The following is a 26,154-nucleotide window of genomic DNA, read 5'->3' as shown; positions in this document are numbered from 1 at the left end:
TGTCGTAGTCGTCGGCGGCGCGCTGATTCATTCGAAGCCCTGGTCCACCATGGAGAAGAGTTCGTCGTCGCTGGCCGCGCCGAGGTCGTCCGCAGCCGGTGCGGGGCCGGGCGGCGGGCCATCGGCGGTGTCGCAGCGCGCGAGGAGGTCCCTCAGGCGCGCCACGACCCGGTCGCGTGTGCCGTTCTCGGCGAGCACCGAGGGCAACGCGTCCTCAAGGCGGTCGAGTTCGGCCAGCACGGGGGTGGCGGGCGAGAGCTCGACACCGAGTTGCTGGGTGAGGTGACGGGTCAGTGCGGCGGCGGTGGGGAAGTCGAAGACGACGGTGGAGCGCAGCCTGACGCCGGTGGAGCGGGTCAGCCTGTTGCGGAGTTCCACCGCGGTCAGCGAGTCGAACCCGGCTTCCTTGAACGCCCGGTCCGGCCCGACCTCTGCAACGTCGATGTGTCCGAGTACGGCGGCGGCGTGGCCGCGCACCAGGCCGAGGAGGACGCGTTCCCGCTCCACCACAGTGAGCCCGGCGAGCCGCTGCTTGAGACCGTCCGCGTCCGCCGCCGCATCACCGCCCTGCTCGCCGGCCCCACCACCCGCCGGCAGCAGCAGGTCGTGCAGGGCAGCCGGTACGGGATGGCTGCTGGCCCGCAGCGCGGCGAGGTCCAACTGTGCCGGGACCAGCGCCGGCGCACCGCTGGCTAGGGCCGCATCGAACAGGGTGAGGGCTTGTTCATGGCCGAGGGCGACGGTCCCGGGTGGTGCCGGCTGCGGCTGCCCCGCCAGTGGCCCCCAGGTCAGCGACAGAGCCGGCAGCCCATGGGCGCGGCGGTGCGCGGCCAGAGCGTGGTAGCCGGCGCTCGACGCCGTGGGGCGGGTTTGCTGCGGCAGGGCGAGCAGGTCCGTCGCGGACGACAGGGTGACGAAGAACGCCAGTGGCCGTGCCGCGGTGAGCTCGTGCAAGTGCCAGGCCGCCGCCAGACCGGTCGCGGCAGGCTGCGTCGCCGGCTCGACCTCGTCGCTGCTGGGCGTGTCGGGCGTGTTGGGTGTGTCGTCTGGGTGGCCCGTGGTGTCGGTCGGGGCTCCGTCGGCGGCGGCCGGTGGGTGGTCGGCGGGCAGGTCGGGTGCGTGGATGACGCCGGTCAGCGGCTCGCTGGGGTCGATGTCGGCGAGCGCGGCGGCGAGCGCCGCGGGTTGCTCGGCCGTTGCGCAGGGCAGGACCGCGGCCGACACGCCCGAGCCCTCCCGTACGAACTCGGCCACGAGCTCGCGTACCGCCGATTCGGCACCGGCACGTGGTACCAGCAGTAGATGGCGCAGATCGTGTACGGCCACCAGGTGTCGCACCAGCGCCCCGACGAAGCCGTCGGCCACGCCGATGACCAGGACCGTTCCGGTGGCCGGCCGGTCTGCCGTCGTCGACGCACCCTGCTGTTCCCCGTCGTGTCCGGCGGCGCGGCGGGCGGCCGGCACGAGGGGGCCGTGCGTGTCGAACCGGGCGAGCCGAGGTGCGAGGAGTTGCCCGCCCCGGACCGCGAGTTGCTGCGCGCCGCAGATCAGCGCGGCCTGGAGGATGCCCGCCGGCGGTGTGTCGGCAGTATCGGTGTCCACCAGGACGGTACGCGGGGTACGCCGCGTCGCCACCTGTGCGCCGAATGGTCCGTGGAGGTCCACGGGATGGGTTGGTGGGTGGGTCGGGTCGGTGCTTGTTGGGCTGGTGCTGATGCTGGTGGGGTCGGTATTGGTTGGGTCGGTGTTTGTCGCGTCGGTGTGGGTCGGGGTGGTCGGGTCGCCGTCTACGCTCAGCGTCCGTGTGGTGAGGACGACGAAGGGTACGTCCGCGAAGCGGTCGTCGGCGGGCCAGTCACGGAGGTCCGGCAGGGCATCGGTCTCCAGTTGTTCGGCGCGCACCACGACCGCGTCGGGTGGGGTGGCGCCGGCCGCGACTGCCTCACCCAAGGCAGACAGCGTCGGGTACTGCTCCGTACTCTCCCCACTGGCGTCGGGCCCGACGCGGGCGAGCCTGGCCGCCGACGCATCGGGGACCGGAACCGGCCGCCACACGAGGTGGAAGAGATGGTCCCGACGTACGCCGCCCGCGGCCTGGATCTGCCCGGCGGTAATACGCCGTACCGCCAACTCATCGATTTCTGCAACGAGTTGGCCATCAGCATCCGCCACCGTCAGCGACATGGATTCATCACCCGTCGGCAGCAGGCGGGTCCGCAGCCGGGTCGCGCCCGGTGCCAGCATGCGTACGCCTCGCCAGGAGTAAGCCACCCGTGCGTCACCGGAACCCACTGGCCCGGAGTCGACCCCCGGCCCGCCCTCAGCCTCGGTGGCCGGGCCGCGCACCTGGAGCGTCTGTACCGCGGCATCGAGCAGCGCCGGGTGCACCTCGAAGTGGTGCGCACCATCCGCCAACTCCTCGGCGAGAGCGACCTCGGCGAAGAGTTCGTCTCCGCGCCGCCAGGCCGCTCGTACGCCACGGAACGCGGGACCGTACGCGACACCTGCCGTCGCCAACCTGGGGTAGAAGTCGTGCACGTCGACCGGTACGGCACCCAGGGGCGGCCACGCGGTGAGGTCCGGCTCCTCCACCGTGGGGGCGGTCACGGCCGCGAGAGTGCCGGTGGCGTGCTGGGTCCACTCCGGCTCGTCCTCCGCCAGACCCTCCGGGCGCGCATGCAGGGCGAAGGGCCGGGCGCCGGCGGCATCGGCAGCACCTACGGTCACTTGCAGTTGCACGGCGGCCTGTTCCGGCACCACTAGCGGGCTGTGCAGCGTCAGTTCCTCCACCACCGGACAGCCGGCCACCGCCCCCGCCCGCAACGCGATGTCGACCCACATCGTGCCGGGCACAATCACCGATCCCAACACCGCATGGTCAGCCAACCAACCCTGCGCCGCCAGCGAGACCCGCCCTGTGAACACCCAGCCCAACCCACCGGCGAGCTCAACCACCCCACCCAGGAAGGGGTGCCCACCAGGCGCCGCACCCCAGCCGTAGCTACCCCCGTCCACTGGCCCCGCTTCCAACCAGTACCGCTTGTGCTGGAACGCGTACGTCGGCAAATCGACTCGTTGGGCCCCCGTGAACAGCCCGGCCCAGTCGACCGTCACACCCTGCACGAATGCCGAGGTCAGCGAACGCACCAACCGCTCCGGACCACCCTCACCACGACGTAGCGTCTCCACCACCACACCCGAACAACCCAACTCCTCAAGCGTCTCCGAGAGCGGAGCCAACAGACCCGGGTGCGGACTGCACTCAATGAAGACGCTGTGCCCATCGGCGACCGCCGCAGCGACCGCTTCCCGCAGGCGTACGGTCTGCCGCAAGTTGGTGAACCAGTAGTCGGCGTCCATGACGGACGTGTCCGCCAGCAACCCACCCGTCACCGTCGAATACACCGGAACCGACGACGAACCCGCCACCACACCCGCCAACAACTCCCGCAACTCACCACCCACCACATCCACCTGCGGAGAATGCGAGGCGTAATCCACCGGCACCCACCGCACCCACACACCATCCCGCTCGTACGAGGTGACCAGCTCGCGCAGTGCGTTCACTTCGCCGGACAGCACCACACTCGAAGGCCCGTTCTCCGCCGCGATCGAGACCACCTCGCCGACACCCGCCGCCTCGATGCCGTCCCGCACGGTCTCCACCGCAAGCCCCACCGACACCATCCCCCCACCAGCCGGCAACCCCCGCAACACCCGACTCCGCAACACCACCACCCGCAACGCATCCTCCAACGACAACACCCCCGCCACACACGCGGCAGCGATCTCACCCTGCGAATGCCCGATCACGCCACCAATCCGAACCCCGCACGACTCCCACCACCGGGCCAACCCCACCATCACCACAAACAACACCGGCTGCACCACATCCACCCGCTCCAACCACTCCCCGATCTGCGATTCGTCCCGCAGAACATCCACAAGCGACCACTCCACCAACCCCTCCAACCCCTCCAACACCACCGCACACTCACCCACCACCTCAGCAAACGCCGGGCAGGTCTCCAACAACCCCACCGCCATCCCCACCCACTGCGAACCCTGCCCCGGAAACACCAACACCGGAGCAGACACATCCCGCGCGACCGCCGCTCCATCGCTGCCGCTCTGCACCACGCCGTCCAACCCAGACACCAACTCCGCCACGTCCCGTCCCCACACCACCGCACGGCACCCCCACAGCGCACGGCCCGCGGCCAGCGTGTAGGCCGTATCCGTCAGGGGGACGTCCGTGTGCTGGGTGGTCCAGTCGCGGAGCTTGGACGCCTGGTTGCGCAGGGCCGTTTCGGTGCGGGCGGAGAGGACCCAGGGCACCAGGTCGCCGACGCCAACGGGGCCGCTCCGACCGCCGGCGCCACCGACACCTCCGGTGTCGCCGGGATCAACCAGGCCACCGGGGCGGTGCGGTTCAGGCAGCACGGCAGCCGGCGGCACAGGCGACCCCGGTGCCTCCTCCAGCACCACATGGGCGTTGGTGCCGCTGATGCCGAACGAGGAGACGCCGGCGCGCCTGGGGCGGGTGTCCGACGGGGGCCAGGCGACGGGCTCGGCGGCCAGTTCGACCTGCCCGGAAGACCAGTCCACCTGCGGTGACGGCGCATCCACGTGCAGCGTGCGCGGCAGCAACCCATTCCGCAGCGCCAGCACCATCTTGATCACACCCGCCACACCCGCAGCCGCCTGCGCATGACCGATGTTCGACTTCACCGAACCCAGCCACAGCGGCTCACCGCCCGCTGCACGCTCCTGCCCGTACGTCGCGAGCAGCGCCTGTGCCTCGATCGGGTCACCCAACCGCGTCCCCGTACCGTGCGCCTCCACCGCGTCGACATCGGCTGCGGTCACACCCGCGTTGGCCAGGGCCTGGCGGATCACCCGTTGTTGAGCGGGGCCGTTGGGTGCGGTGAGCCCGTTGGACGCGCCGTCCTGGTTGACGGCCGAGCCCCGTACCACCGCCAACACCGGGTGACCGTTGCGCCGCGCGTCGGACAGCCGCTCCACCACGAGCACACCCGCGCCCTCGGCTGCGCCCATCCCGTCGGCTCCTGCCGCGAACGCCTTGCACCGGCCGTCTGCGGCCAGGCCCCGCTGGCGCGAGAACTCGATGAAGAACTCGGGCGTTGACATCACCGTCACGCCGCCGGCCAGGGCCAGGTCACATTCGCCCGCGCGCAGTGCTCCGACGGCCAGGTGGAGTGCCACCAGCGATGACGAACAGGCTGTGTCGATGCTGACGGCGGGGCCCTCAAGCCCCAGTACGTAGGCGACGCGCCCGGATGCGACGCTGGCGGCGCTGCCGTAGCCCGCGTAACCCTCCACCTCTTCGGGGAGGGTGGCAAGTCGGCTGGCGTAGCCGTTGTGGATGACTCCGGCGAAGACTCCGGTGTTGCTGCCGGTCAGCGAGGTGGGGTCGATACCGGCCCGCTCCAGGGCCTCCCAGGAAGTCTCCAGAAGCAGCCGCTGTTGGGGGTCCATGGCCAGCGCCTCGCGGGGCGAGATGCCGAAGAACTCCGGGTCGAAGTCGCCGGCTGCGTCCAGGAATCCGCCGGCGCGGGCGTACGTCGTGCCGGACCGGTCGGGGTCGGGGTGGTAGAGGGACGCCAGGTCCCAACCGCGGTCGGCGGGGAACTCCGCCATGGCGTCGTCGCCGGCGGCCAGCAGCCGCCCCAGGTCTTCCGGGGTGTCCGCGCCACCGGGGAACCGGCAGCCGATGCCGACGATGGCGATTGGCTCCTGCCCGTCCCTGACCAGCGGCTGCGCCGCCCCCGCTGCCGTCGTACCGGTCCCGGCGTCCGGCCCGGTGCCGGTGAGCCGCTGCACCAGGTGGTCGGCGAGGGCGGTCGGGTTCGGGTAGTCGAAGACGAGGGTCGACGGCAGCCGAAGCCCGGTCGCGGTGTTCAGTCGGTTGCGCAGTTCGACGCCGGTGAGGGAGTCGAAGCCGATGTCCTTGAAGGGGCGGCGGGCGGGTACGGGGTCGGTGGTGTCGTGCCCCAGGGTTGCTGCCGCCTCGGCCCGTACGAGATCGAGGACGGCCGGGGTGCGGTCCGTCGCCGGCAGGTTGGCGAGGCGCGCGGCGAGTGGTTGGTGCCGGTCGCGGGGTGTCGTACGGGACGTCGTCGTGCCCAGTACGTCCGTGAACAGCGGGGGCAGCGAGGGTGCGCGGGTGCGCAGGTCCGCCAGGTCGAGCCGGGCCGGGACGAGGGTGGCGTAGGGGGTGTGGAGCGTAGCGTCGAAGAGGGTGAGTGCCTCGGCGGCGGGCATCGGGACGGCGCCGGTGCGCTGCCAGCGGGCGAGGTCGACCGCGCCGAGCCGACCACCCATGCCTCGGGACTCGGCCCACAACCCCCAGGCCAGCGAGGTGCCTGGCAGACCAAGGGCGCGGCGGTGCGCGGCGAGGCCGTCGAGGAAGGCGTTGGCCGCGGCGTAGTTCCCCTGCCCCGGGCCGCCGAAGGTCGTGGAGCCCGAGGAGAACAGGACGAACGCGGCCAGTTCGCTGTCCCGGGTCAACTCGTGCAGGTGGAGCGCGCCGTCCACCTTGGGGCGGAGCGAACGGTCGAGTTGTTCGGCAGTGAGGGTGGCGATGGTGCCGTCGTCGACGACGCCGGCGGTGTGGATGACGGCGGACAGGGGGTGGCCTGCGGGGATGCGGGTCAGCACGGCGGCGAGCGCGGCACGGTCACCCACGTCACAGGCGACCAGGGACACCGTCGCCCCCAACCCTGACAGCTCGGCAGCGAGCTCGTCCGCGCCGGGAGCCGCCTCGCCCCGGCGCGAGAGCAGCAGCAGGTGGCGTACACCGTGGGCCGTCACCAGATGCCGGGCGACCAGCCAACCCAAGCCCCCTGTCGCGCCCGTGACCAGCACCGTTCCCTCGGCCGGCAGCGCACGGCTGGCATCGCTCACCGGCTCCACCCGAGTGAGCCGGGGTACGGACTGCCGCCCCGCGCGCAGCGCGATCTGTGGTTCGGAGGTGCCGAGGGTGGTGGGGAGTGCGGCGACCGACTCGTCGTGGTGGTCGATGTCGATCAGGGTGAGCCGCCCGGGGTGCTCGGCCTGCGCGGAGCGCACCAACCCCCATACGGCCGCCGCGGCCAGGTCCGTCACCTCGTCGCCGGTGTCGGTGCGCACCGCGCCCCGGGTGAGCAGCACGAGTCGGGACGCGGCGAGGCTGTCGTCAGCCAACCAACCCTGGAGCAGCCGGAGCGTGTCCGTGAGGGTGTCTCGGGTGCGGGCGGAGAGTTCGGCGTCGGGCCCGGCGCCGGCGACGGCGGTCAGCAGTACGGCCGGCCCTGCGGCGGTGGCCTCGGCGATCGTCGGGTGGAGGCCAGCCGGTCGGGCTGTTTCGGGCAACCTGTCGACCAGGCCGAACGGGTCGGCGCCGACCAGGGTCCACGGGGTTACGTCGGTGGCGTCCGGTGTCGCAGGGCGCCAGGCCACCCGGAACAGCGAGTCGCGTCGGATCGCCCCGGGCGTGCGGAGTTGTTCCGCCGACACGGGACGCACCACGACGGCCTCGACCCGCGCCACCGCCCGTCCCGACGCGTCCGCGAGTTCCAAGCCCACTGTGTCATCGCCCGAGGTGGTCAGGCACACCCGAAGCCCGGCGGCCCCGGTGGCGTACAGCCGCACACCACGGAAGGAGAAGGCGATCCTGGCCTGGTCAGCGCCGCCGCCCACAGCACAGCCTGGGTCGCGCTCGCGGCTGTCGGCGGTCCGACCACCATCGAGCAGCGCGTGCAGGGCCGCGTCGAACAGCGCGGGGTGGATGCCGTACGCGGCGCTCTCGTCAGCCAGCTCCGCAGGCAGCTCGACCTCGGCGAAGACCCGGTCACCGAGGCGCCAGGCTGCGCGCAACCCCTGGAAGGCCGGCCCGTAGTCCAGGCCGGCGGCGGCCAGCCGCTGGTACGCGCCCTCGGCATCGAGCGGCCCCGCCCCGGCCGGCGGCCACGGCGTGAGCGTGCGAGTCCCGTCGGCGATCGGGGCGGACTCGGTGGCGGGCACCCCGGGGCCCGCCGCGTGCCGGGCCCAGTCGGCATCCGCGCCGGATTCCGCGGCGCGCGCATGGACGGTCACTGACCTGGCGCCGTCCGCGTCCGGCGTCCCCAGAGCCACCTGGAGTTGCACGCTCCCTGTCGCCGGCAGGGCGAGCGGAGTGTGCAGCGTCAGCTCCTCCACCTCGTCACAGCCGACCGCGGCCCCGGCGCTGAGGGCGAGCTCGACGAAGAGCGTCCCCGGCACGATCACCGTGCCCAACGCCTCATGCTCCCCCAACCAGGGGAAGCCCGCCATCGACACCCTGCCCGTGAAGACCGTGCCCGCACCGTCCGCCAACTCCACCGCAGCACCCAACAACGGATGCCCCACCGCGCTCTGCCCCCACCCCGCGGGATCGCCCGCCGCGCCCCCACCATCGATCCAGTACCGCTTGCGCTGGAACGCGTACGTCGGCAAATCGACCCGCTGAGCACCAACGAAGAACCCAGCCCAGTCGACAGACACACCCTGTACGAATGCCGAGGTCAGCGAACGCGCCAACCGCTCCGGGCCACCCTCACCACGACGTAGCGTCTCCACCACCACACCCGAACAACCCAACTCATCAAGCGTCTCCGAGAGCGGAGCCAGCAGACCCGGGTGCGGACTGCACTCAATGAAGACGCTGTGTCCGTCGGCGACCGCCGCAGCCACCGCTTCCCGCAACCGCACCGTCTGCCGCAAGTTGGTGAACCAGTAATCGGCACCCATAACGGACGTGTCCGCCAACAACCCACCTGTCACCGTCGAATACACCGGAACCGACGACGAACCCGCCACCACACCCGCCAACAACTCCCGCAACTCACCACCCACCACATCCATCTGTGGAGAGTGCGAGGCGTAATCCACCGGCACCCACCGCACCCACACGCCGTCCTGCTCGTACGACACGACCAGCTCGCGCAGCGCGTCCACTTCGCCGGAGAGCACCACACTGGTCGGCCCGTTCTCCGCCGCGATCGAGACCACCTCACCCACACCCGCGGCCTCGATGCCGTCCCGTACGACCTCCGCCGCAAGCCCCACCGACACCATCCCCCCACCGGACGGCAACCCCCGCAAGACCTTGCTCCGCAACATCACCACCCGCAACGCATCCTCCAACGACAACACCCCCGCCACACACGCAGCAGCAATCTCACCCTGCGAATGCCCCACCACCCCACCAACCCCCACACCACACGACTCCCACCACCGAGCCAACCCCACCATCACCACAAACAACACCGGCTGCACCACATCCACCCCCCCCAACCACTCCCCACCCAACTCCCCAACCTGCGACTCATCCCGCAACACATCCCAAAGCGACCACTCCACCAACCCCTCCAACACCACCGCACACTCACCCACCCCCCCCCCAAACCCCGGCCACGACTCCAACAACCCCACCGCCATCCCCACCCACTGCGAACCCTGCCCCGGAAACACCAACACCGGCAGCGGCAACTCGCCCTCCACACCCGGGCCGCCGCAACCCTCCTCCGCCACCCCGCTCAACCCGGAGACCAGTTCACCCGCGTCCCGGCCCCACACCACCGCTCGGCACGCCAACTCGGCACGGCCCGTGGCGAGTGACCAGCCGAGGTCGTCGGCGTGTGTCTCGGGGTGTTCGCCCACCCAGTTCGCCAACCGTGCGGCCTGTTCTCGAAGGGCCTCGTCCGACTGGGCCGAGATCACCCAGGGGACCAACCCACCGAGCCCGGGCGTCCGACCTTCAACACTGTCGGCCGTCCCACCCGTCGGGTCGGCGGACTCCAGTGCGGGCGGGGCTGCTTCGAGGATCACGTGGGCGTTGGTGCCACTGATACCGAACGAGGAGACACCCGCCCGACGCGGCCGGCCCGCATCCGGCCATGCACGGGACTCCGTAAGCAGTTCCAACTGCCCGGTGGACCAGTCGACATGGGGTGACGGCGCGTCCACGTGCAGCGTGCGCGGCAGCAACCCGTTCCGCAGCGCCAGCACCATCTTGATCACACCCGCCACACCCGCAGCCGCCTGCGTGTGCCCGATGTTCGACTTCACCGAACCCAACCACAACGGGTCACCCTCACCCCGCCCCTGCCCATACGTCGCAAGCAACGCCTGCGCCTCGATCGGGTCACCCAACCGCGTCCCCGTACCGTGCGCCTCCACCACGTCCACGTCCCGTGGAGTCAGCCGGGCGCGCCGTAGGGCCGCGCGCATCACGCGTTCCTGTGCGGGGCCGTTCGGTGCTGTCAGACCGTTGCTCGCCCCGTCCTGGTTGACCGCCGACCCGGCCACCACGGCCAGCACCTCGTGGCCGCGCCGGCGCGCGTCGGAGAGGCGTTCCAGCAGCACCATGCCCACGCCCTCGGAGGCACCCATGCCGTCGGCCGCGGCCGAGAACGCCTTGCACCGGCCGTCGGTCGACAGGCCGCGTTGGCGCGAGAACTCCAGGAAGAAGTCGGGTGTGGACATCACCGTCACGCCGCCGGCGAACGCCAGGTCGCATTCGCCGGAGCCGAGCGCCTGCGCCGCCAGGTGCAGGGCGACCAGCGACGACGAACACGCCGTGTCCACCGTCACCGCGGGGCCTTCGAGACCCAGTGCGTACGCGACCCTGCCGGAGGCCACGCTTGCGGCGTTGCCGGTGATGAGGTGCCCTTCCACGCCGTGCGGCACGGTGGCCATCGGCGGTACGTAGTCGTGCCCGCTCATGCCGGCGAAGACTCCGGTGCTGCTGCCGCGGAGCGAGGCCGGATCGATCCCCGCCCGCTCCACCACCTCCCACGCCGTCTCCAGCAGGAGGCGCTGCTGTGGGTCCATCGCCAGCGCCTCGCGGGGCGAGATGCCGAAGAACTCCGCGTCGAACTCGGCGGCCCCGGCCAGGAATCCGCCGTGTCGCACGTACGTTTTCCCGACCCGCGCCGGGTCCGGGTCGTACAGCCCCGCCACGTCCCAGCCGCGGTCGGTGGGGAAGTCACCCAGCGCCTCGGCACCGGCGGTCACCATGCGCCACAGGTCCTCGGGACCAGCCACCCCGCCCGGGTAGCGGCAGGCCATCCCGACGACCACCACCGGGTCGTCGGCCACCGCCCCGGCGGGGTCGGCGTCGCCGGCCACGGAGGTGGGGGCGTGCTGGGTGTCGTCGGTGAGCCGGGTGAGCAGGTGGTCGGTGAGGGCCGTCGGGGTGGGGTGGTCGAAGACCAGGGTGGCGGGCAGCCGCAGTCCGGTCAGGGTGGCCAGCCGGTTCCGTAGTTCCACGCCTGTGAGGGAGTCGAAGCCCAGGCTCTTGAAGGGCAGGTCGGTGCGGATGGCGCCGGGTGTGTCGTGACCGAGTACGAGCGCGGCTTCGGCCCGTACGGCGCTGAGCAGCAGAGGGGTGCGTTCGCCCACCGGCAGGCTTGACAGGCGCTGGAGCAGTGGCGGCCCCTCGGCGTGGTGGCCCGGGGTGGCTGTGGCACGGGGGCCGACGAGGTCGTGCAGCAGGGGGTGGGTCGGCTGCTGGGTTGCCTTGCTGCGCAGCGCGGGCAGGTCGAGCCTGGCCGGGACGAGGACGGCGCCCGGGGTGTGTCGGGCGGCGTCGAGCAGGGCCAGGCCCTGTGTCGTGCTGAAGGGTACGATGCCGCTCCTGGCGAGCCGCTTCAGGTCGGCGACCGCCAGGTGTGCGGTCAACCCACTGCGTTCGGCCCACAGCCCCCAGGCCAGTGCGGTGCCGGGCAGACCGTGGGCCCTGCGGTGGGTGACGAGGCCGTCGAGGAAGGCATTGGCCGCCGCGTACCCGCCCTGACCTGCGACGCCGAGGGTGCCGGCGATCGAGGAGAAGCAGACGAACGCGGCCAGGTCGGCGTCCTGGGTTAGTTCGTGGAGGTGGGTGGCCGCGTCGACCTTGGCGCGTAGGGCCCGGTCCACCCGGCCGGGGGTGAGGGTCGCGACGGGTGCGTCGTCGAGTGCGCCGGCGGTGTGGAAGACGGCGGTGAGTGGGTGAGCGGCTGGTACGGCGCGGAGCAGGGCGTCCAAGGCGGACCGGTCGGCCGCGTCACAGGCGACGACGGTGGTTTCGGCACCCAATTCTTCAAGTTCCGCCACGAGCGCGGCGACTCCCGGCGCGTCCGGTCCCGACCTGCTGGCGAGCAGGAGGCGACGGGCGCCGTGGGCGGTGGCCAGGTGGTGGGCGAGACGCCGGCCGAGCGTGCCCGTACCGCCGGTGATCAGCACCGTTCCATCAGGGTACGGCGCATGCGGCACGGTGAGGGCGACCTTGCCGACGTGGCGTGCCTGGCTGACGAAGCGCAGCGCGTCGGCTGCTTGTCGGACGTCCCAGGCCCGGACGGGCAGCGGGGTGAGTACGCCGCTTTCGAAGAGTGCGACGAGTTCGTTGAGCAGTTGCTGGATGCGGTCCGGGCCGGCGGCGTCGACCAGGTCGAACGCCTGGTAGCGCACCCCGGGTTGGTCGGCGGCGACGCGGGCCGGATCGCGCAGGTCCGTCTTGCCCATCTCGATGAACCGGCCGTCGGGCGCCAGTAGGCCGAGCGAGGCGTCCACGAACTCGCCCGTCAGGGAGTTCAGCACGACGTCGACGCCTCGCCCGCCGGTCGCGTCGTCCACGTGTCGCGCGAAGTCCAGGTCGCGGGACGAGGCCAGGTGGGTGGCGGGGACGCCGAGTGCGCGTACCGTCTCCCACTTGGTCGGGCTCGCGGTGGCGAACACGGTGGCGCCCCAGTGGTGTGCGAGTTGGGTGGCCGCCATCCCCACCCCGCCCGCCGCCGCGTGGATGAGGACGGATTCCCCGGCCCGCAGCCCGGCGAGGTCCCGCAGCCCGTAGTGGGCGGTGAGGAAGACGACCGGGGTGGTGGCCGCCTGAGCAAAGGTCCAGCCCGCCGGCATGCGGGTGACCATGCGCTGGTCCGTCACGACGGTGGCGGCGAACGCCCCGCTGCACAGGCCCATGACCCGGGCGCCGGGCCGCAGGGCCCGCACTCCGGGGCCGACGGCCTCCACGACGCCAGCCGCCTCGGCACCGATGACGGCCTCGCCCGGGTACATGCCGAGGGTGATCAGGGCGTCGCGGAAGTTGACCCCGGCGGCGCGCACGGCGATCCGTACCTGGCCTGCGCCGGGTTGTGGCAGCGGGGCGGGATCTGCGGTGGTGGGTGTGACGACGGTGAGGGCGTCCAGGGTGCCGCCGGGCCCGGACACCACCCGCCAGGGTGTGTCACCCTGCGGCAGGGCCAGGGCCGCCTGCGGGTCGGGGTTGGCGAGCCGGGGTGTGAGCAGGGTGCGGCCACGCACCACAACCTGCTGCGTGCCGGTGGCCAGTAGGTCCCGCAGGAGTTCCGGGGTCAGGGTGTCGTCGGCGTCGACGAGTACGAAGTGGCCGGGGTGTTCGGTCTGTGCGGTGCGGACCAGGCCCCAGACGGCTGCCTGGGCGAGGTCGGTGACGTCCGCGCCGGACTCCGTGCCGACGGCCCCGCGGGTGAGGAACACCAGCCGGGCGGTGGCATCCCGGTCGGCCGCGAGCCAGCCCTGCACCACACCCAACGCCGCGTGCACGGCCGTCGCTACGGCGGTGGGGGCGGGGGTAGCAGGGTTGGCTGGGGCGGCTGACGCGTCGGCTCCACCGGCAGCGAGGGGCAGCACGGTGATGTCGGGCAGCGGAGCGGCGGCAGCGGTCACCGATGCGAAGTCCGGGTGGTTCTCCCAGCTCACCCCGGCCGGGGGCGGTCCGTCGAACGGCGCCCCGTCCCCGATCACCGCCCACCGCTGGGCCGCGACCACGGATGCGGCGAGTCCCACGGGGCGCCACGCGACGTGGTGGAGCCAGTCCGCGACCGGTGCCGCGGCGGCGGCGAGCTGGTCGGCGCTCATCGGCCGCAGGGTCAGCGCCTCGGCGGTCGCCACCGACAACCCGACGGCATCCGCGACCCGTACGGAGAGGGTGTCCCGACCCGTGCGGGTGACGGCGACCCGCAGCACGGACGAGGGGGTGCCGGTCACGGACACCCGCTGCCAGGTGAAGGGCAACAGCGTCGCGTCGGCGTCCGCGGCGGCCTGTGCTGCGGCGGGGTGCAGAGCGGCATCGAGCAGCGCCGGGTGTACGAGGAACCCGGGCGTGGCGGCATGTTCATCGGCCAGGGCGAGATCGGCGAAGAAGGTGTCACCGCGCTGCCAGGCGGCGCGCACGGCACGGAAGACCGGACCGTACGCGTACCCGAACTCCGCCAACCTGTCATACACGGCAGCAGGTTCCAGCGCGTCGGCGCCCTCCGGCGGCCAGATGTCCAGGCTGGGCCCCGCCGCGGGCGCCGTCGCGGACAGGGTGCCGGTGGCGTGCTGGGTCCAGGGTTGCTCGGGGCTCTCCTCACCCGGGGCCGCTTCGGGCCGGGAGTGCACGGCCAGCGCGCGGATTCCCGCCTCGTCCGGGGGCGCCACCGTGACCTGGAGCCGTACCGCCGCCGACGCCCGCAGCACCAACGGTACGTGCAGGGTGAGCTCTTCGAGGAACCCGCAACCCACCTCACCCCCCGCCCAAAGGCCCAGCTCCACGAAGGCCGTACCGGGCACCACCACCGAACCGGCCACCGCGTGGTCGGCCCACCACGGCTGCCCCGACAGCGACAACCGCCCACTCCACAGCCACCCCGCCCCACCCGCCAACTCCACCGCAGCCCCGAGCAACGGGTGCCCCGCAGCAGCCATCCCCCACCCCGCGGGATCGCCTGCCGCTCCCCCACCATCGATCCAGTACCGCTTGCGCTGGAATGCGTACGTCGGCAAATCGACCCACTGAGCACCAGCGAACAGCCCCGCCCAGTCGACGGACACACCCTGCGCAAAAGCCGAGGTCAGCGAACGCGCCAACCGCTCCGGACCACCTTCCCCACGACGTAGCGTCTCCACCACCACGCCCGAACAACCCAACTCATCAAGCGTCTCCGAGAGCGGAGCCAGCAAACCCGGGTGCGGACTGCACTCGATAAAGACACTGTGCCCATCGGCGACCGCCGCAGCCACCGCCTCCCGCAGGCGTACGGTCTGCCGCAAGTTGGTGAACCAATACTCGGCATCCATGACGGACGTGTCCGCCAGCAACCCACCCGTCACCGTCGAGTACACCGGAACCGACGACGAACCCGGCACGACCCCAGCCAGTAGATCGACCAACTCGCCACCGACCACGTCCATCTGTGGAGAGTGCGAGGCGTAATCCACCGGCACCCACCGCACCCACACACCATCCCGCTCGTACGAGGTGACCAGCTCGCGCAGTGCGTTCACTTCGCCGGACAGCACCACACTCGAAGGCCCGTTCTCCGCCGCGACCGAGACCACCTCGCCGACACCCGCCGCCTCGATGCCGTCCCGCACGGTCTCCGCCGCAAGCCCCACCGACACCATCCCGCCGCCGGACGGCAACTCTCGCAAGACCTTGCTCCGCAACACCACCACCCGCAACGCATCCTCAAGCGACAACACCCCCGCCACACACGCAGCAGCAATCTCACCCTGCGAATGCCCGATCACGCCACCAACCCGCACACCACACGACTCCCACCACCGAGCCAGCCCCACCATCACCACGAACAGCACCGGCTGCACCACATCCACCCGCTCCAGCCACTCCCCCAACTCCCCGTCCTGCGACTCTTCCCGCAGAACGTCGAGCAGAGACCACTCCACCAACCCCTCCAACACCACCGCACACTCACCCACCACCCCCGCAAACACCGGACACGACTCCAACAACCCCACCGCCATCCCCACCCACTGCGAACCCTGCCCCGGAAACACCAACACCGGAGCAGACACATCCCGCATCACACCGCTCGCAGAACCATCCACCCCACCACCAACCACAGCCTCCAACCCCGCGACCAACTCGCCCACATCCCGCCCCCACACCACCGCACGATGCTCCAACACCGCACGCCCGGCGGCCAACGACCACCCCACATCCCCAACACCACCCACACCCAGCCCAGACCGCTCCCCCACCCACGCGGCAAGCCGACCCGCCTGCTCCCGCAACCCCACCACCGAACGACCCGACACCACCCACGGAACCAACCCACCCAACCCCGCTACCGCGCTCGCGGCGCCGTTCGGGGCCTTCTCCGGGGGCTGGGACAGGTCAGTCGTCGGTGCCTGTTCGACGATGATGTGGGCGTTGGTGCCACTGATCCCGAACGAGGAGACAGCCGCCCGACGCGGACGCCCCACCCGAGGCCACGGCGTCGACTCGCGCAACAACTCCACCCGCCCAGAGGACCAATCCACATGCGGCGACGGCTCATCCACATGCAACGTCCGCGGCAACACCCCATGCCGCAACGCCATCACCATCTTGATCAAACCCGCCACACCCGCAGCCGCCTGCGTGTGCCCAATATTCGACTTCACCGAACCCAACCACAACGGATCACCCGCCCCCCGACCCTGCCCATACGTCGCCAACAACGCCTGCGCCTCAATCGGGTCACCCAACCGCGTCCCCGTACCATGCGCCTCCACCACGTCCACATCACCCACACCCAAACCACCACTCACCAACGCCTCATGAATCACCCGCTCCTGCGACGGACCATTCGGCGCCGTCAAACCATTCGACGCACCATCCTGATTCACCGCCGAACCCCGCACCACCGCCAACACCGGGTGGCCGTTGCGCCGCGCATCCGACAACCGCTCCACCAACACCAACCCCACGCCCTCACCCCACCCCGTACCATCCGCACCCGCCGCAAACGACTTGCACCGACCATCCACCGCCAACCCACGCTGCCGCGAGAACTCCACGAAGACGTTGGGGGTGGACATCACCGTGACGCCGCCGGCGAGGGCCAGGTCGCATTCGCCCGTGCGCAGCGCCTGCGCCGCCCAGTGCAGGGCGACCAGCGACGACGAACAGGCCGTGTCCACCGTGACGGCCGGGCCCTCAAGGCCCAGCGCGTACGAGACCCGGCCGGATACGACGCTGCCCACGTTGCCGGCGAGGAGGTGTCCTTCGAAGCCCTTCGGGGTGTGGTGGAGGCGCGAGGCGTACTCGTTGTACATCACTCCGGTGAAGACGCCCGTCTTGCTCCCGCGGAGTGCGGTGGGGTCGATGGCGGCGCTCTCCAGCGCCTCCCAGGCAGTCTCCAGGAGCAGACGTTGCTGGGGGTCCATCGCCGCTGCCTCGCGGGGCGAGATGCCGAAGAACTCCGCGTCGAACTCCGCTGCCCCGGTCAGGAATCCGCCCTGCCGGGTGTACACCTTTCCGGGCCGTTCCGGGTCCGGGTCGTACAACCCCGCCACGTCCCAGCCGCGGTCGGTCGGGAAGTCACCCACCGCGTCGGCGCCGGACGCGACCAGCCGCCACAGGTCCTCGGGGCCGTCGACTCCGCCCGGGTAGCGGCAGGCCATGCCCACGATCACCACCGGGTCGTCGGCGGCGGGCCCGGCCGGGGCCAGCTCGGGGCGGGTGTCCGGGGCGGGGGCGATCTCGCGCTCAAGCCGGGTCAGCAGTGCGCTTGCGGTGGGGTGGTCGAAGATGACGGTCGCTGGGAGGCGCAGGCCGGTTGCGGTGTTGATGCGGTTGCGCAGTTCGAGGGCGGTCAGCGAGTCGAAGCCCAGTTCGCGGAAGGCGTGCCGCAGGTCGATGGCGTCGGGTTCGGTGTGTCCGAGTACGGTCGCCACCTGGCTGCGGATGAGACTGGTCAGGGTGTGTCGGCGTTGTTCGGGGGTGCGCAGCGCCATGTCGTCGGCCCAGCTCCGGCCGTCGGCGGGGGGCGCGGTGGTGGTTGCTGCGCGACGTACGGGGGCGGGGGCCAGTTCGCGGAGGGCCGGGGGCAGGGTGTGGTCGACGGCCAGGGTGCGGAGGGCCTGGTGGTCGATGTGGGCGGGGGCCGCGTACGGCAGGTCGGTGGCCAGGGCCGCGTCGAAGAGTGCGGTGCCGTCATCGGTGCGCAGGGCGGCGAGCCCGCCGCGGGCCATCCTGGCCAGGTCGGTGCGGCTCAGGTGTCCGGTCATGCCGGACGCCTCGGCCCACAGGCCCCAACCGAGTGAGGTGGCGGGCAACCCGGTGGCCCGGCGGTGCGCGGCGAGGGCGTCGAGGAAGGCATTGGCCGCGGTGTAGTTGGCCTGACCCGCGCTGCCGAGGACCGCGAGGATCGAGGAGAAGAGGACGAAGGCCGTGAGGTCGTGGCCGCGGGTGAGGTCGTGCAGGTGCCAGGCTGCGTCGAGCTTGGGGCGGAGCACGGTGTCGACGTGTTGCGGGGTGAGCCCGTCCAGGGTGGCGTCGTCGAGCACGCCCGCCGTGTGGATGACCGCGGTCAGCGGGTGACCTGGGGGGATCTCGGCGATGCGCTGGGCGAGTTCGGCACGGTCGGCGACGTCGCAGGTGATGATGGTGGGCTGGGCGCCGAGCGCGGTGAGGTCGGCTGCCAGTCCTGCCGCGCCGGGTGCCTGGCGGCCCGTTCGGCTCAGGAGCAGGAGGTGGCGTACGCCGTGCCGGGTGACCAGGTGGCGGGCGATGAGGCCGCCGAGGGTGCCGGTGCCGCCGGTGACGAGCACCGTGCCGTGCGGGTCGAACGCAGGTGCTTCGGCGGCCGTTGCGGGTGCCTGGGTGAGACGGGGGGCGAGGAACGTGTCGCCGCGCAGGGCGAGTTGTGGTTCGCCACTGGCCGCTGCGGCGAGCAGGTCCTGCCCTACGGACTCGGCCCCGTACGGGGGCGTGCCGATGTCGATGAGCGTGCAACGGCCGGGGTGTTCTGCCTGGGCGGTACGCAGCAGTCCCCACAGGGGGGCGGCGGCCAGGTCGCGGACGTCTTCGCCGGGGAGGGCCACGACGGCGCCTTCGGTGACCAGGACCAGGGTGGTGCCGGCCAGGTCGTCGGCGGTGAGCCAGGCTTGGAGCAGGTCCAGGGTTGTGTGCAGGGCCTGGTGTGCGGCGCCCGGCAGGGTTGCGGTCGCCGGTGTGGCGGGGCAGCGGGTGATGACGAGGTCGGGTGCGGGGTGGCCGGCGGCGATGTGGGCGGTGAGGGTGGCCAGGTCAGGGAAGACGTCCGGCGCGGTGGTGGCGGCCGGGTCGCAGAGTGCTTCGGCGCTGGCAGGGGGCGCGCCGAGGATGCCGTACCGGATGCCGGGTACCGGGCTGACCCGGGGCTTTGCCACCGGGGTCCAGTGCAGGGTGAGGAGCGGCCGGTGGGTGGTGTCGGCCGGTGGGGTGAGGCGGCCGGTGGGTAGGGCGCGGAGGGTGAGGCGGTCGACGGTGAGGACGGGGGCGCCGGTGGGGTCCGTCGCGTGGAGTGTCGTGGTGCCGTCGGGGTGGGTGGTGAGCCTGACGCGGAGCGTGGTCGCACCGGTGGCGTGCAGGCGGAGGCCGGACAGGGCGAAGGGGATGCGCGGGGTGGGTTGGTCGGTGTTGTGCCCTGAGGCGCGGAGTGGGGCGTGCACCAGCGGGTGGAGTGCGGCGTCCAGCAGGGCCGGATGGAGTGCGAACGCGCCGGCGTCGGGGCGCAGTTCGTCGGCGAGGCGCACCTCGGCGTACTGGTCCCGCCCGGTGTGCCAGGCGGCGGTCAGGCCCTGGAAGGCGGGCCCGTATCCGTAGCCGGCGGCGGCGAGGGTGGCGTACGCGTCGGTGAGGTCCTGGGGGTGGGCCTCGGCGGGGGGCCAGGGTGTGTCGGATGCGGGGGTGGCTTCGTGGTCGTCGGCGGTGAGGTGGCCGGTGGCGTGGCGGGTCCAGGTGGTGGTCGGCCCGGTGGCGGCCGATGCGGGCCTGGAGTGGATCTCCAACGAGCGGCGTCCTGTGGTGTCGGCCGCGGCGAGTGCCACGCGCAGCCGTACGTCACCGGTGGGCGGCAGGGTGAGGGGGGTTTCCAGCGTGAGTTCTTCGACGTGCGGGGTGCCCGCGGTGTGGCCGGCGCACAGGGCCAGTTCGGCCAGCGCGGTGCCGGGCAGGACGACCGTGCCGGTCACCGCGTGGTCGGCGAGCCAGGGTTGCCCCTCCAGGCCGAGCCGTCCGGTCAGCAGCAGGCCACCGTCCGGGGTGGTGGTGGCGGCGCCGAGCAGTGGGTGGTCGACGGCGTCGAGGCCGAGCCCGGTGGGACCTGCCTGACTGGTCGGCGTCAGCCAGTAGTGGCGGCGCTGGAAGGGGTAGGTGGGGAGTGCGACGGGTTGGGGTTGGTGCGGGGCGAAGAGCGGCGTCGGGTCGGGGGTTGCGCCGTGCACGGCGGCGTGGGCGAGGGACTCGATGAACCTGTCCCACCCTCCGTGATCGCGGCGCAGGGTGGCGATGGCGGTGCCGCCGGCCCCGGTGGCGTCCAGCGTCTCCTGGGTGCCGACCTGGAGGACGGGGTGCGGGGAGACCTCGACGAACAGCCGGTGCCCCGCGCCGTGGAGTGCGCGCACCGCGTCCTGGAACCGTACGGTGTGGCGCAGGTTCTCGTACCAGTACGTGGCGTCGAGGGGGGTGCCTGTGGGGAGTTGGCCGCCGGTGCGGGTGGAGTAGATCGGGAGGGTGGGGGTGCGGGGGGTGAGGTCGGCGAGGTCGGCGAGCAGGCGTTCGCGTACGGCTTCGACCTGGGGTGAGTGGGAGGCGTAGTCGACGGGGATTCGACGGGCGGGGATGCCGGCTTCGGTGCAGTGGGTGAGGAAGGCGGCCAGCTCCGGGCCCCGGCCGGAGACGACCGTGCTGGTGGGCCCGTTGACCGCGGCGATGCCCAGGCCATCGGGGCCTGCGGCCAGCAGTTCGGCGACCTGGTCCGCCGGCAGGGTGAGGGAGGCCATGCCGCCGGTGCCGGCCATGGCGACCAGGGCCTTGCTGCGCAGCGCGGCGACCTTTGCGGCGTCGGCCAGGGACAGCGCCCCGGCGACGCAGGCGGCGGCGATCTCGCCCTGGGAGTGGCCGACGACGGCGCTGGGTTGGACGCCGAGCGAGCGCCAGAGTTCGGCGAGGGAGACCATGACGGCGAACAGGGTGGGTTGGACGACGTCCACCCGGTCCAGGCCGGGTGCGCCCGGCTGCTGGCGCAGGACGTCGAGCAGCGACCACTCCACGTACGGGGCCAGGGCCTGTGCGCATGCTCGTACGCGATCAGCGAAGACGGGTGCGGTGTCCAGGAGTTCGCGGGCCATCGCGGGCCACTGGGAGCCCTGACCGGGGAAGACGAAGGCGGTGGCGCCGCTTTCGGTGGCGGTGGTGGTGGCCTGGACGAGGTGGGGTGCGGGTTCCCCGGCGGCCAGGGCGGTCAGGCCGTGTCGGGCGGCGGCCCGGTCGGCGGCGATGACCACGGCGGTGTGCTCGAACCGGGAGCGGGCGTGCCACAGTGCGTGGCCGAGGTCGGCGGGGCGTAGCGCGGGGTCGTCGGCGAGGAGGCGGGCCAGCCGGTCGGCCTGGGCCCGGAGGGCCGTTTCGGTGCGGGCCGAGACGACCAGCGGGACGGGGGGCCGGGTGGCGGTGGTGTCGGGGTGGGTGTGGGGCGTGGGGTGTGTCGGGGTGGGGGTGTCGGGGGTGGCCTGTTCCAGGATGAGGTGGGCGTTGGTGCCGCTGATGCCGAAGGAGGAGACGGCGGCCCGGCGCGGGCGGCTCAGGTCGGGCCAGGGGATGGTGTCGGTGAGCGGGGCGAGGCTGCCGCTGGCCCAGTCGACGTGCGGTGACGGCTCGCGCAGGTGCAGGGTCGCCGGCAGCACACCGTGTTGGATGGCGAGGACGGTCTTGATGAGCCCGGCGACCCCGGCCGCTGCCTGGGTGTGGCCGATGTTGGACTTCAGCGATCCGAGGTGGAGGGGGCGCTGCGGGGGGTGGCCCGGACCGTAGGCGGCGAGCAGGGCGTGCGCCTCGATCGGATCGCCCAGGGTGGTGCCCGTACCGTGCGCCTCCACCGCGTCGACGTCGGCCGGGGTGAGCCCGGATGCGGCCAGGGCGGCGCGGATGACCTGTTGTTGGGCGGGGCCGCTGGGGGCGCTCAGGCCGTTGCTGGCGCCGTCCTGGTTGATGGCGGAGCCGCGGATGACGGCCAGTACGGGGTGCCCGTTGCGGCGGGCTTCGGCGAGGCGCTCCAGCAGGACGACGCCTACCCCTTCGGCCCAGGCGGTGCCGTCGGCGTCGGCGGAGAAGGGCTTGCACCGGCCGTCGGGGGCCAGGCCGCGCTGCCGGGAGAACTCGACGAACATGCCCGGGCCCGCCATCACGGTCGCGCCGCCGGCCAGGGCGAGGGTGCACTCGCCGGCCGCGAGCGCGCGGGCGGCCAGGTGCACGGCGACCAGCGAGGAAGAGCAGGCCGTGTCGATGGTGAGGGCGGGGCCGGTGAGGCCGAGGGTGTAGGCGATGCGTCCGGAGGCGACGCTGGGGGTGGTGCCGGTCAACAGGTGGCCGTCGAGGCCGTCGGCCGCCTGGTCCATGCGCGGCCCGTACTCCTGGGCGGTGGCGCCGACGAACACGCCGACCTGCTCGCCGCGCAGGTCCGCCGGGCGCAGTCCGGCCCGTTCGACCGCTTCCCAACTGGTCTCCAGGAGCAGCCGCTGTTGGGGGTCCATGGCGAGGGCTTCACGCGGGCTGATGCCGAAGAAGGCAGCGTCGAAGTCGCCTGCGTCGTGCAGGAATCCGCCGGTGCGGACGGCACTGGTGCCCGGGTGGGCCGGGTCGGAGTGGAAGAGCCGGTCGGTGTCCCAGCCGCGGTCGGTGGGGAAGCCGGAGATGGCGTCCACTCCGTCGGCGACCAGGCGCCACAGCGCTTCGGGGGTGGTCACCCGGTGCGGAAAGCGGCAGCTCATGGCCACGACGGCGAGCGGTTCGGCCGCGGCCTGCGGCGCGGCGAGGGCGGCGCCTGGGGCCGCGGTCCGCCCGCGGGCGAGCGCCACGAGGTGGCTGGCGAGGGCGGCCGGGGTGGGGTGGTCGAAGACGGTGGTGGCGGGCAGCGGCAGGCCGGTCGCGGCAGCGAGGTGCTCGATGAGTTCGACGGCGGTGAGGGAGTCGAAGCCGGCCGCACGGTAGGGGCGGGTGGGGTCGACGGCCTCGGGGGTGGGATGGCCGAGGACGGTGGCCGCGTGGGTGCGTACGAGGGCGAGGGTGATGCGGTCCGCTTCTGCTGGAGTGGTCCCGGCTAGGCGGGTGGTGAGTGGGGTCGGTTGGGACGTGGGGGTGGCTGGGTCCGTTGGGACTGGGGCCGTTGGGACCGTTGAGGTCTCTGCGGCCGGTGACTCCGGTGCGGCCGGGGCGGTCGATGGGGGTGGCTCGGTGCTGGTGCTGGTGCTGGCCGGCGCCGGCGCGGGGCCCGTGTCGGATGGCGTGGGCACGGTTGCGGCCCCGTCCTCAGACTCCCCGGGGGCAGAGGCGGCGGACCGATGGGCGTCGTCGTTGGGTGGGACCGTGGGTGTGTTCGGGGTTGCCTCGGGGGTTGTCGCGGGTTCCGGCCAGTAGCGCTGCCGTTGGAAGGCGTAGGTGGGCAGCGGGGTGGGTCGGGCCGTGGGGTGGTGGCAGACGGCGGCCCAGTCGAGGTCGGCGCCGTGTGCGTGCAGGGTGGCCAGCGCCTGGGTGAGCGCAACGGGTTCGGGCCGGCCCTTGCGGAGCGCCGCGACCGGGATCGTCTTGCGGGCCGTTCCGGCGGCCGGTTCGCCGAGGCAGTGGCGGCTGAGGGCCGCGAGGCTGCCGTCGGGGCCGAGGTCGAGCAGGAGGCCGACCCCGTGGTCGTGCAGCCAGCGCACTCCGTCCGCGAAACGCACGGTCTCCCGCGCGTGGCGCACCCAGTACTCCGCCGAACCCGCCTGTTCTGCGGTGAGCGGGTGGCCGGTGAGGTTGGAGAGTACGGGTATGGCGGGTGGCTGCGGGGTCAGGCGCCGTACGACGGTGTGGAACTCGGCGAGCATGCCGTCCATGTGCGCGGAGTGGAAGGCGTGGCTGACGCGCAGCCCGGTGGCCTTGCGGCCTTGAGCGCGCCAGTGTTCGGCCACCGCGCGCACGGCTTCGGCGTCGCCGGAGACGACGGTGGACAGCGGGCCGTTGACGGCGGCGACCGACACCCCGTCGACGTCGGCCAGCGATGCCAGGACCTCGGGCTCCGCGGCCCGGAGCGCGACCATGGCGCCGCCGGTGGGGCAGGACTGCATGAGCCGGCCGCGCGCGGCGACCAGGGTGGCGGCGTCGGTGAGCGAGAAGATCCCGGCGACGTGTGCGGCGGCGAGTTCGCCGACGGAGTGGCCCAGCAGGTGGGTCGGGGTCACGCCGTAGTGGGTGAGCAGCCGGTGGAGTGCCACGTGCAGCGCGAACAGGGCGGGCTGGGTGAAGGCCGTGTGGTGCAGGAGTGCGGCTTCGGGGGTTGCGTCGGGCGCGAAGAGCACGTCCTTCAGCGGCCTGGGGAGTTGCGGATCGACGGCGTCGGCGACGGCGTCGAGCGCGGCGGCGAAGACCGGCTGTGTGGCGTACAACGCGCTTCCCATGGCGGCCAGTTGGCTTCCCTGGCCGGCGAAGAGGAAGGCGACGTCGCGGGCGCTCGCGCTGCCCCGTACCACGCCCGGGTGGGGCTCCGCGCGGCCCAGCGCGTCGAGTCCGGCGAGCAGGTCCGTGCGGTCGGCGGCGACCACCACGGCCCGGGCGGGCAGCGGGGAGCGGGTGGTCGCGATGGCGTGGGCGACGTCGGCGGGGTGTGCCACCGTCGGGTGGGTGCGCAGGTGCGTGGCCAGGCTGCGGGCCTGGGCGGGGAGGGCGTCGGGCAGGGCCCCGTAGAGGGCTACGGGCGCGGGGCGTGTGGCCTGTTCGGGATCGGGCTCCGGCGGTGTCGAAGGGTGGGTGCCGGGCATCGCGGCGCGGGCCGGTGGGTGGGGCTCGGGTGCCTCGCCGAGGACGACGTGGCAGTTGGTGCCGCCCATCCCGAACGAGCTGACGCCTGCGATCAGTGGCGCGTCCGGGTGAGGCCAGTCGCCGAGCTCGTGTTGGACGGACAGGCGCAGGTCGGTGAGGGGGATGTCGGGGTTGGGGGTGGCGAAGTGCAGGCTGGGCGGCAGTTGCCGGTGCCGCAGGCTGAGGACCGCCTTGAGGAGACCGGCGATTCCGGCCGCGCCCTCCAGGTGGCCGATATTGGTCTTCACCGACCCCACGTGGAGCGGGTCGGCGCCGTCCCGGCCGGCGCCGCTGACCGCGCCGCGCGCGGCGGCGTCGACCGGGTCGCCCACCCGGGTACCCGTGCCGTGGAGCTCCACGTACTGCACGCTGCGTACGTCGGTTCCCGCGCTGGCATACGCCCGGTGCAGCAGGTCCTGTTGGGCAGCGGCGTGTGGGGCGGTGAGGCCCGCGCCGCCGCCGTCGTGGTTCATGGCGCTGCCGCGGATGATGCAGTGGATGGTGTCGCCGTCGGCACGGGCCCGGTCGAGGGGTTTGAGGACGACGAGGCCGCCGCCTTCGCCTCGTACGTATCCGTTGGCCCGGGCGTCGAAGGTGTAGCAGCGGCCGTCGGGTGACAGGCCGCCGAACTTGGGGACGTGGGTGGCGTCGCCGAGGAGCAGATCGAGGTTGACGCCGCCGGCGAGGGCGAGGGTGGCCTCGCCCCGGCGCAGGCTCTCGCCGGCGAGGTGGACGGCGACCAGGGACGACGCCTGGGCCGCGTCCACCGTCATGCTCGGGCCGCGCAGGCCGAAGGTGTACGAGACCCGGTTGGCGATCATGCTGCGGTGCAGGCCGGTGGTGGTGTGCTGGGGTGGGGCGGGTGAGCCGGCGCGGTGCAGCAGGGTCGCGTAGTCGTCCCAGATGGCGCCGGCGAACACGGCCGTCGATGTGCCGTTGAGGCCATGTGGTGGGATGCCCGCGTTCTCCAGGGCCTCCCAGGCGAGTTCGAGCATCAGGCGCTGCTGGGGGTCGATGGCGCGGGCCTCGCGGGGCGAGATGCCGAAGAGCGCGGCGTCGAACCGGTCGACCTCGTCCAGGTATCCGCCGGGGCGCGCGGTGGTGCCCGGTGTGGCGGGGTCGGCGCCCCGGCGCGCGGCCGGGGGTTCGCCGACGGCGTCCACTCCGCCGCTGAGCAGTGCCCAGAAGGCGTCCGCGTCGGCGGCGCGCGGCAGCCGGCAGGAGAGACCGATGACGGCGATGGCGTTGGCGTTGGCTTTGTCGTTGGCGGGAACGTGGTGACCGTCGTGCGCAGCGGCGTCCTGATCGTCCAT

Annotated in this window: 1 protein-coding gene; it reads right to left on the bottom strand. The window is 72.6% G+C overall.

Going from position 1 to position 26,154, the window contains the following annotated elements; genetic code table 11:
- Positions 1–27 precede the first annotated feature (27 nt).
- Positions 28–26,154 carry an SDR family NAD(P)-dependent oxidoreductase gene (locus AAHZ94_RS02585; RefSeq protein WP_349990182.1) on the bottom strand — a complete coding sequence of 8,709 codons (26,127 nt, stop codon included), beginning with the start codon at positions 26,152–26,154 and terminating at the stop codon, positions 28–30.

This window comes from Streptomyces sp. HSW2009, from assembly GCF_040240285.1.
Classification (GTDB): Bacteria; Actinomycetota; Actinomycetes; order Streptomycetales; family Streptomycetaceae; genus Streptomyces.
The sequence above is the reverse complement of the archived record's forward strand: the minus strand, read 5'-3'. Positions and strand labels throughout refer to the sequence as shown.

Bases quoted from the DNA above. Each gene is read 5' to 3' on its own strand.
- AAHZ94_RS02585 (WP_349990182.1), bottom strand. From the start codon at position 26,154: ATGGACGATCAGGACGCCGCTGCGCACGACGGTCACCACGTTCCCGCC.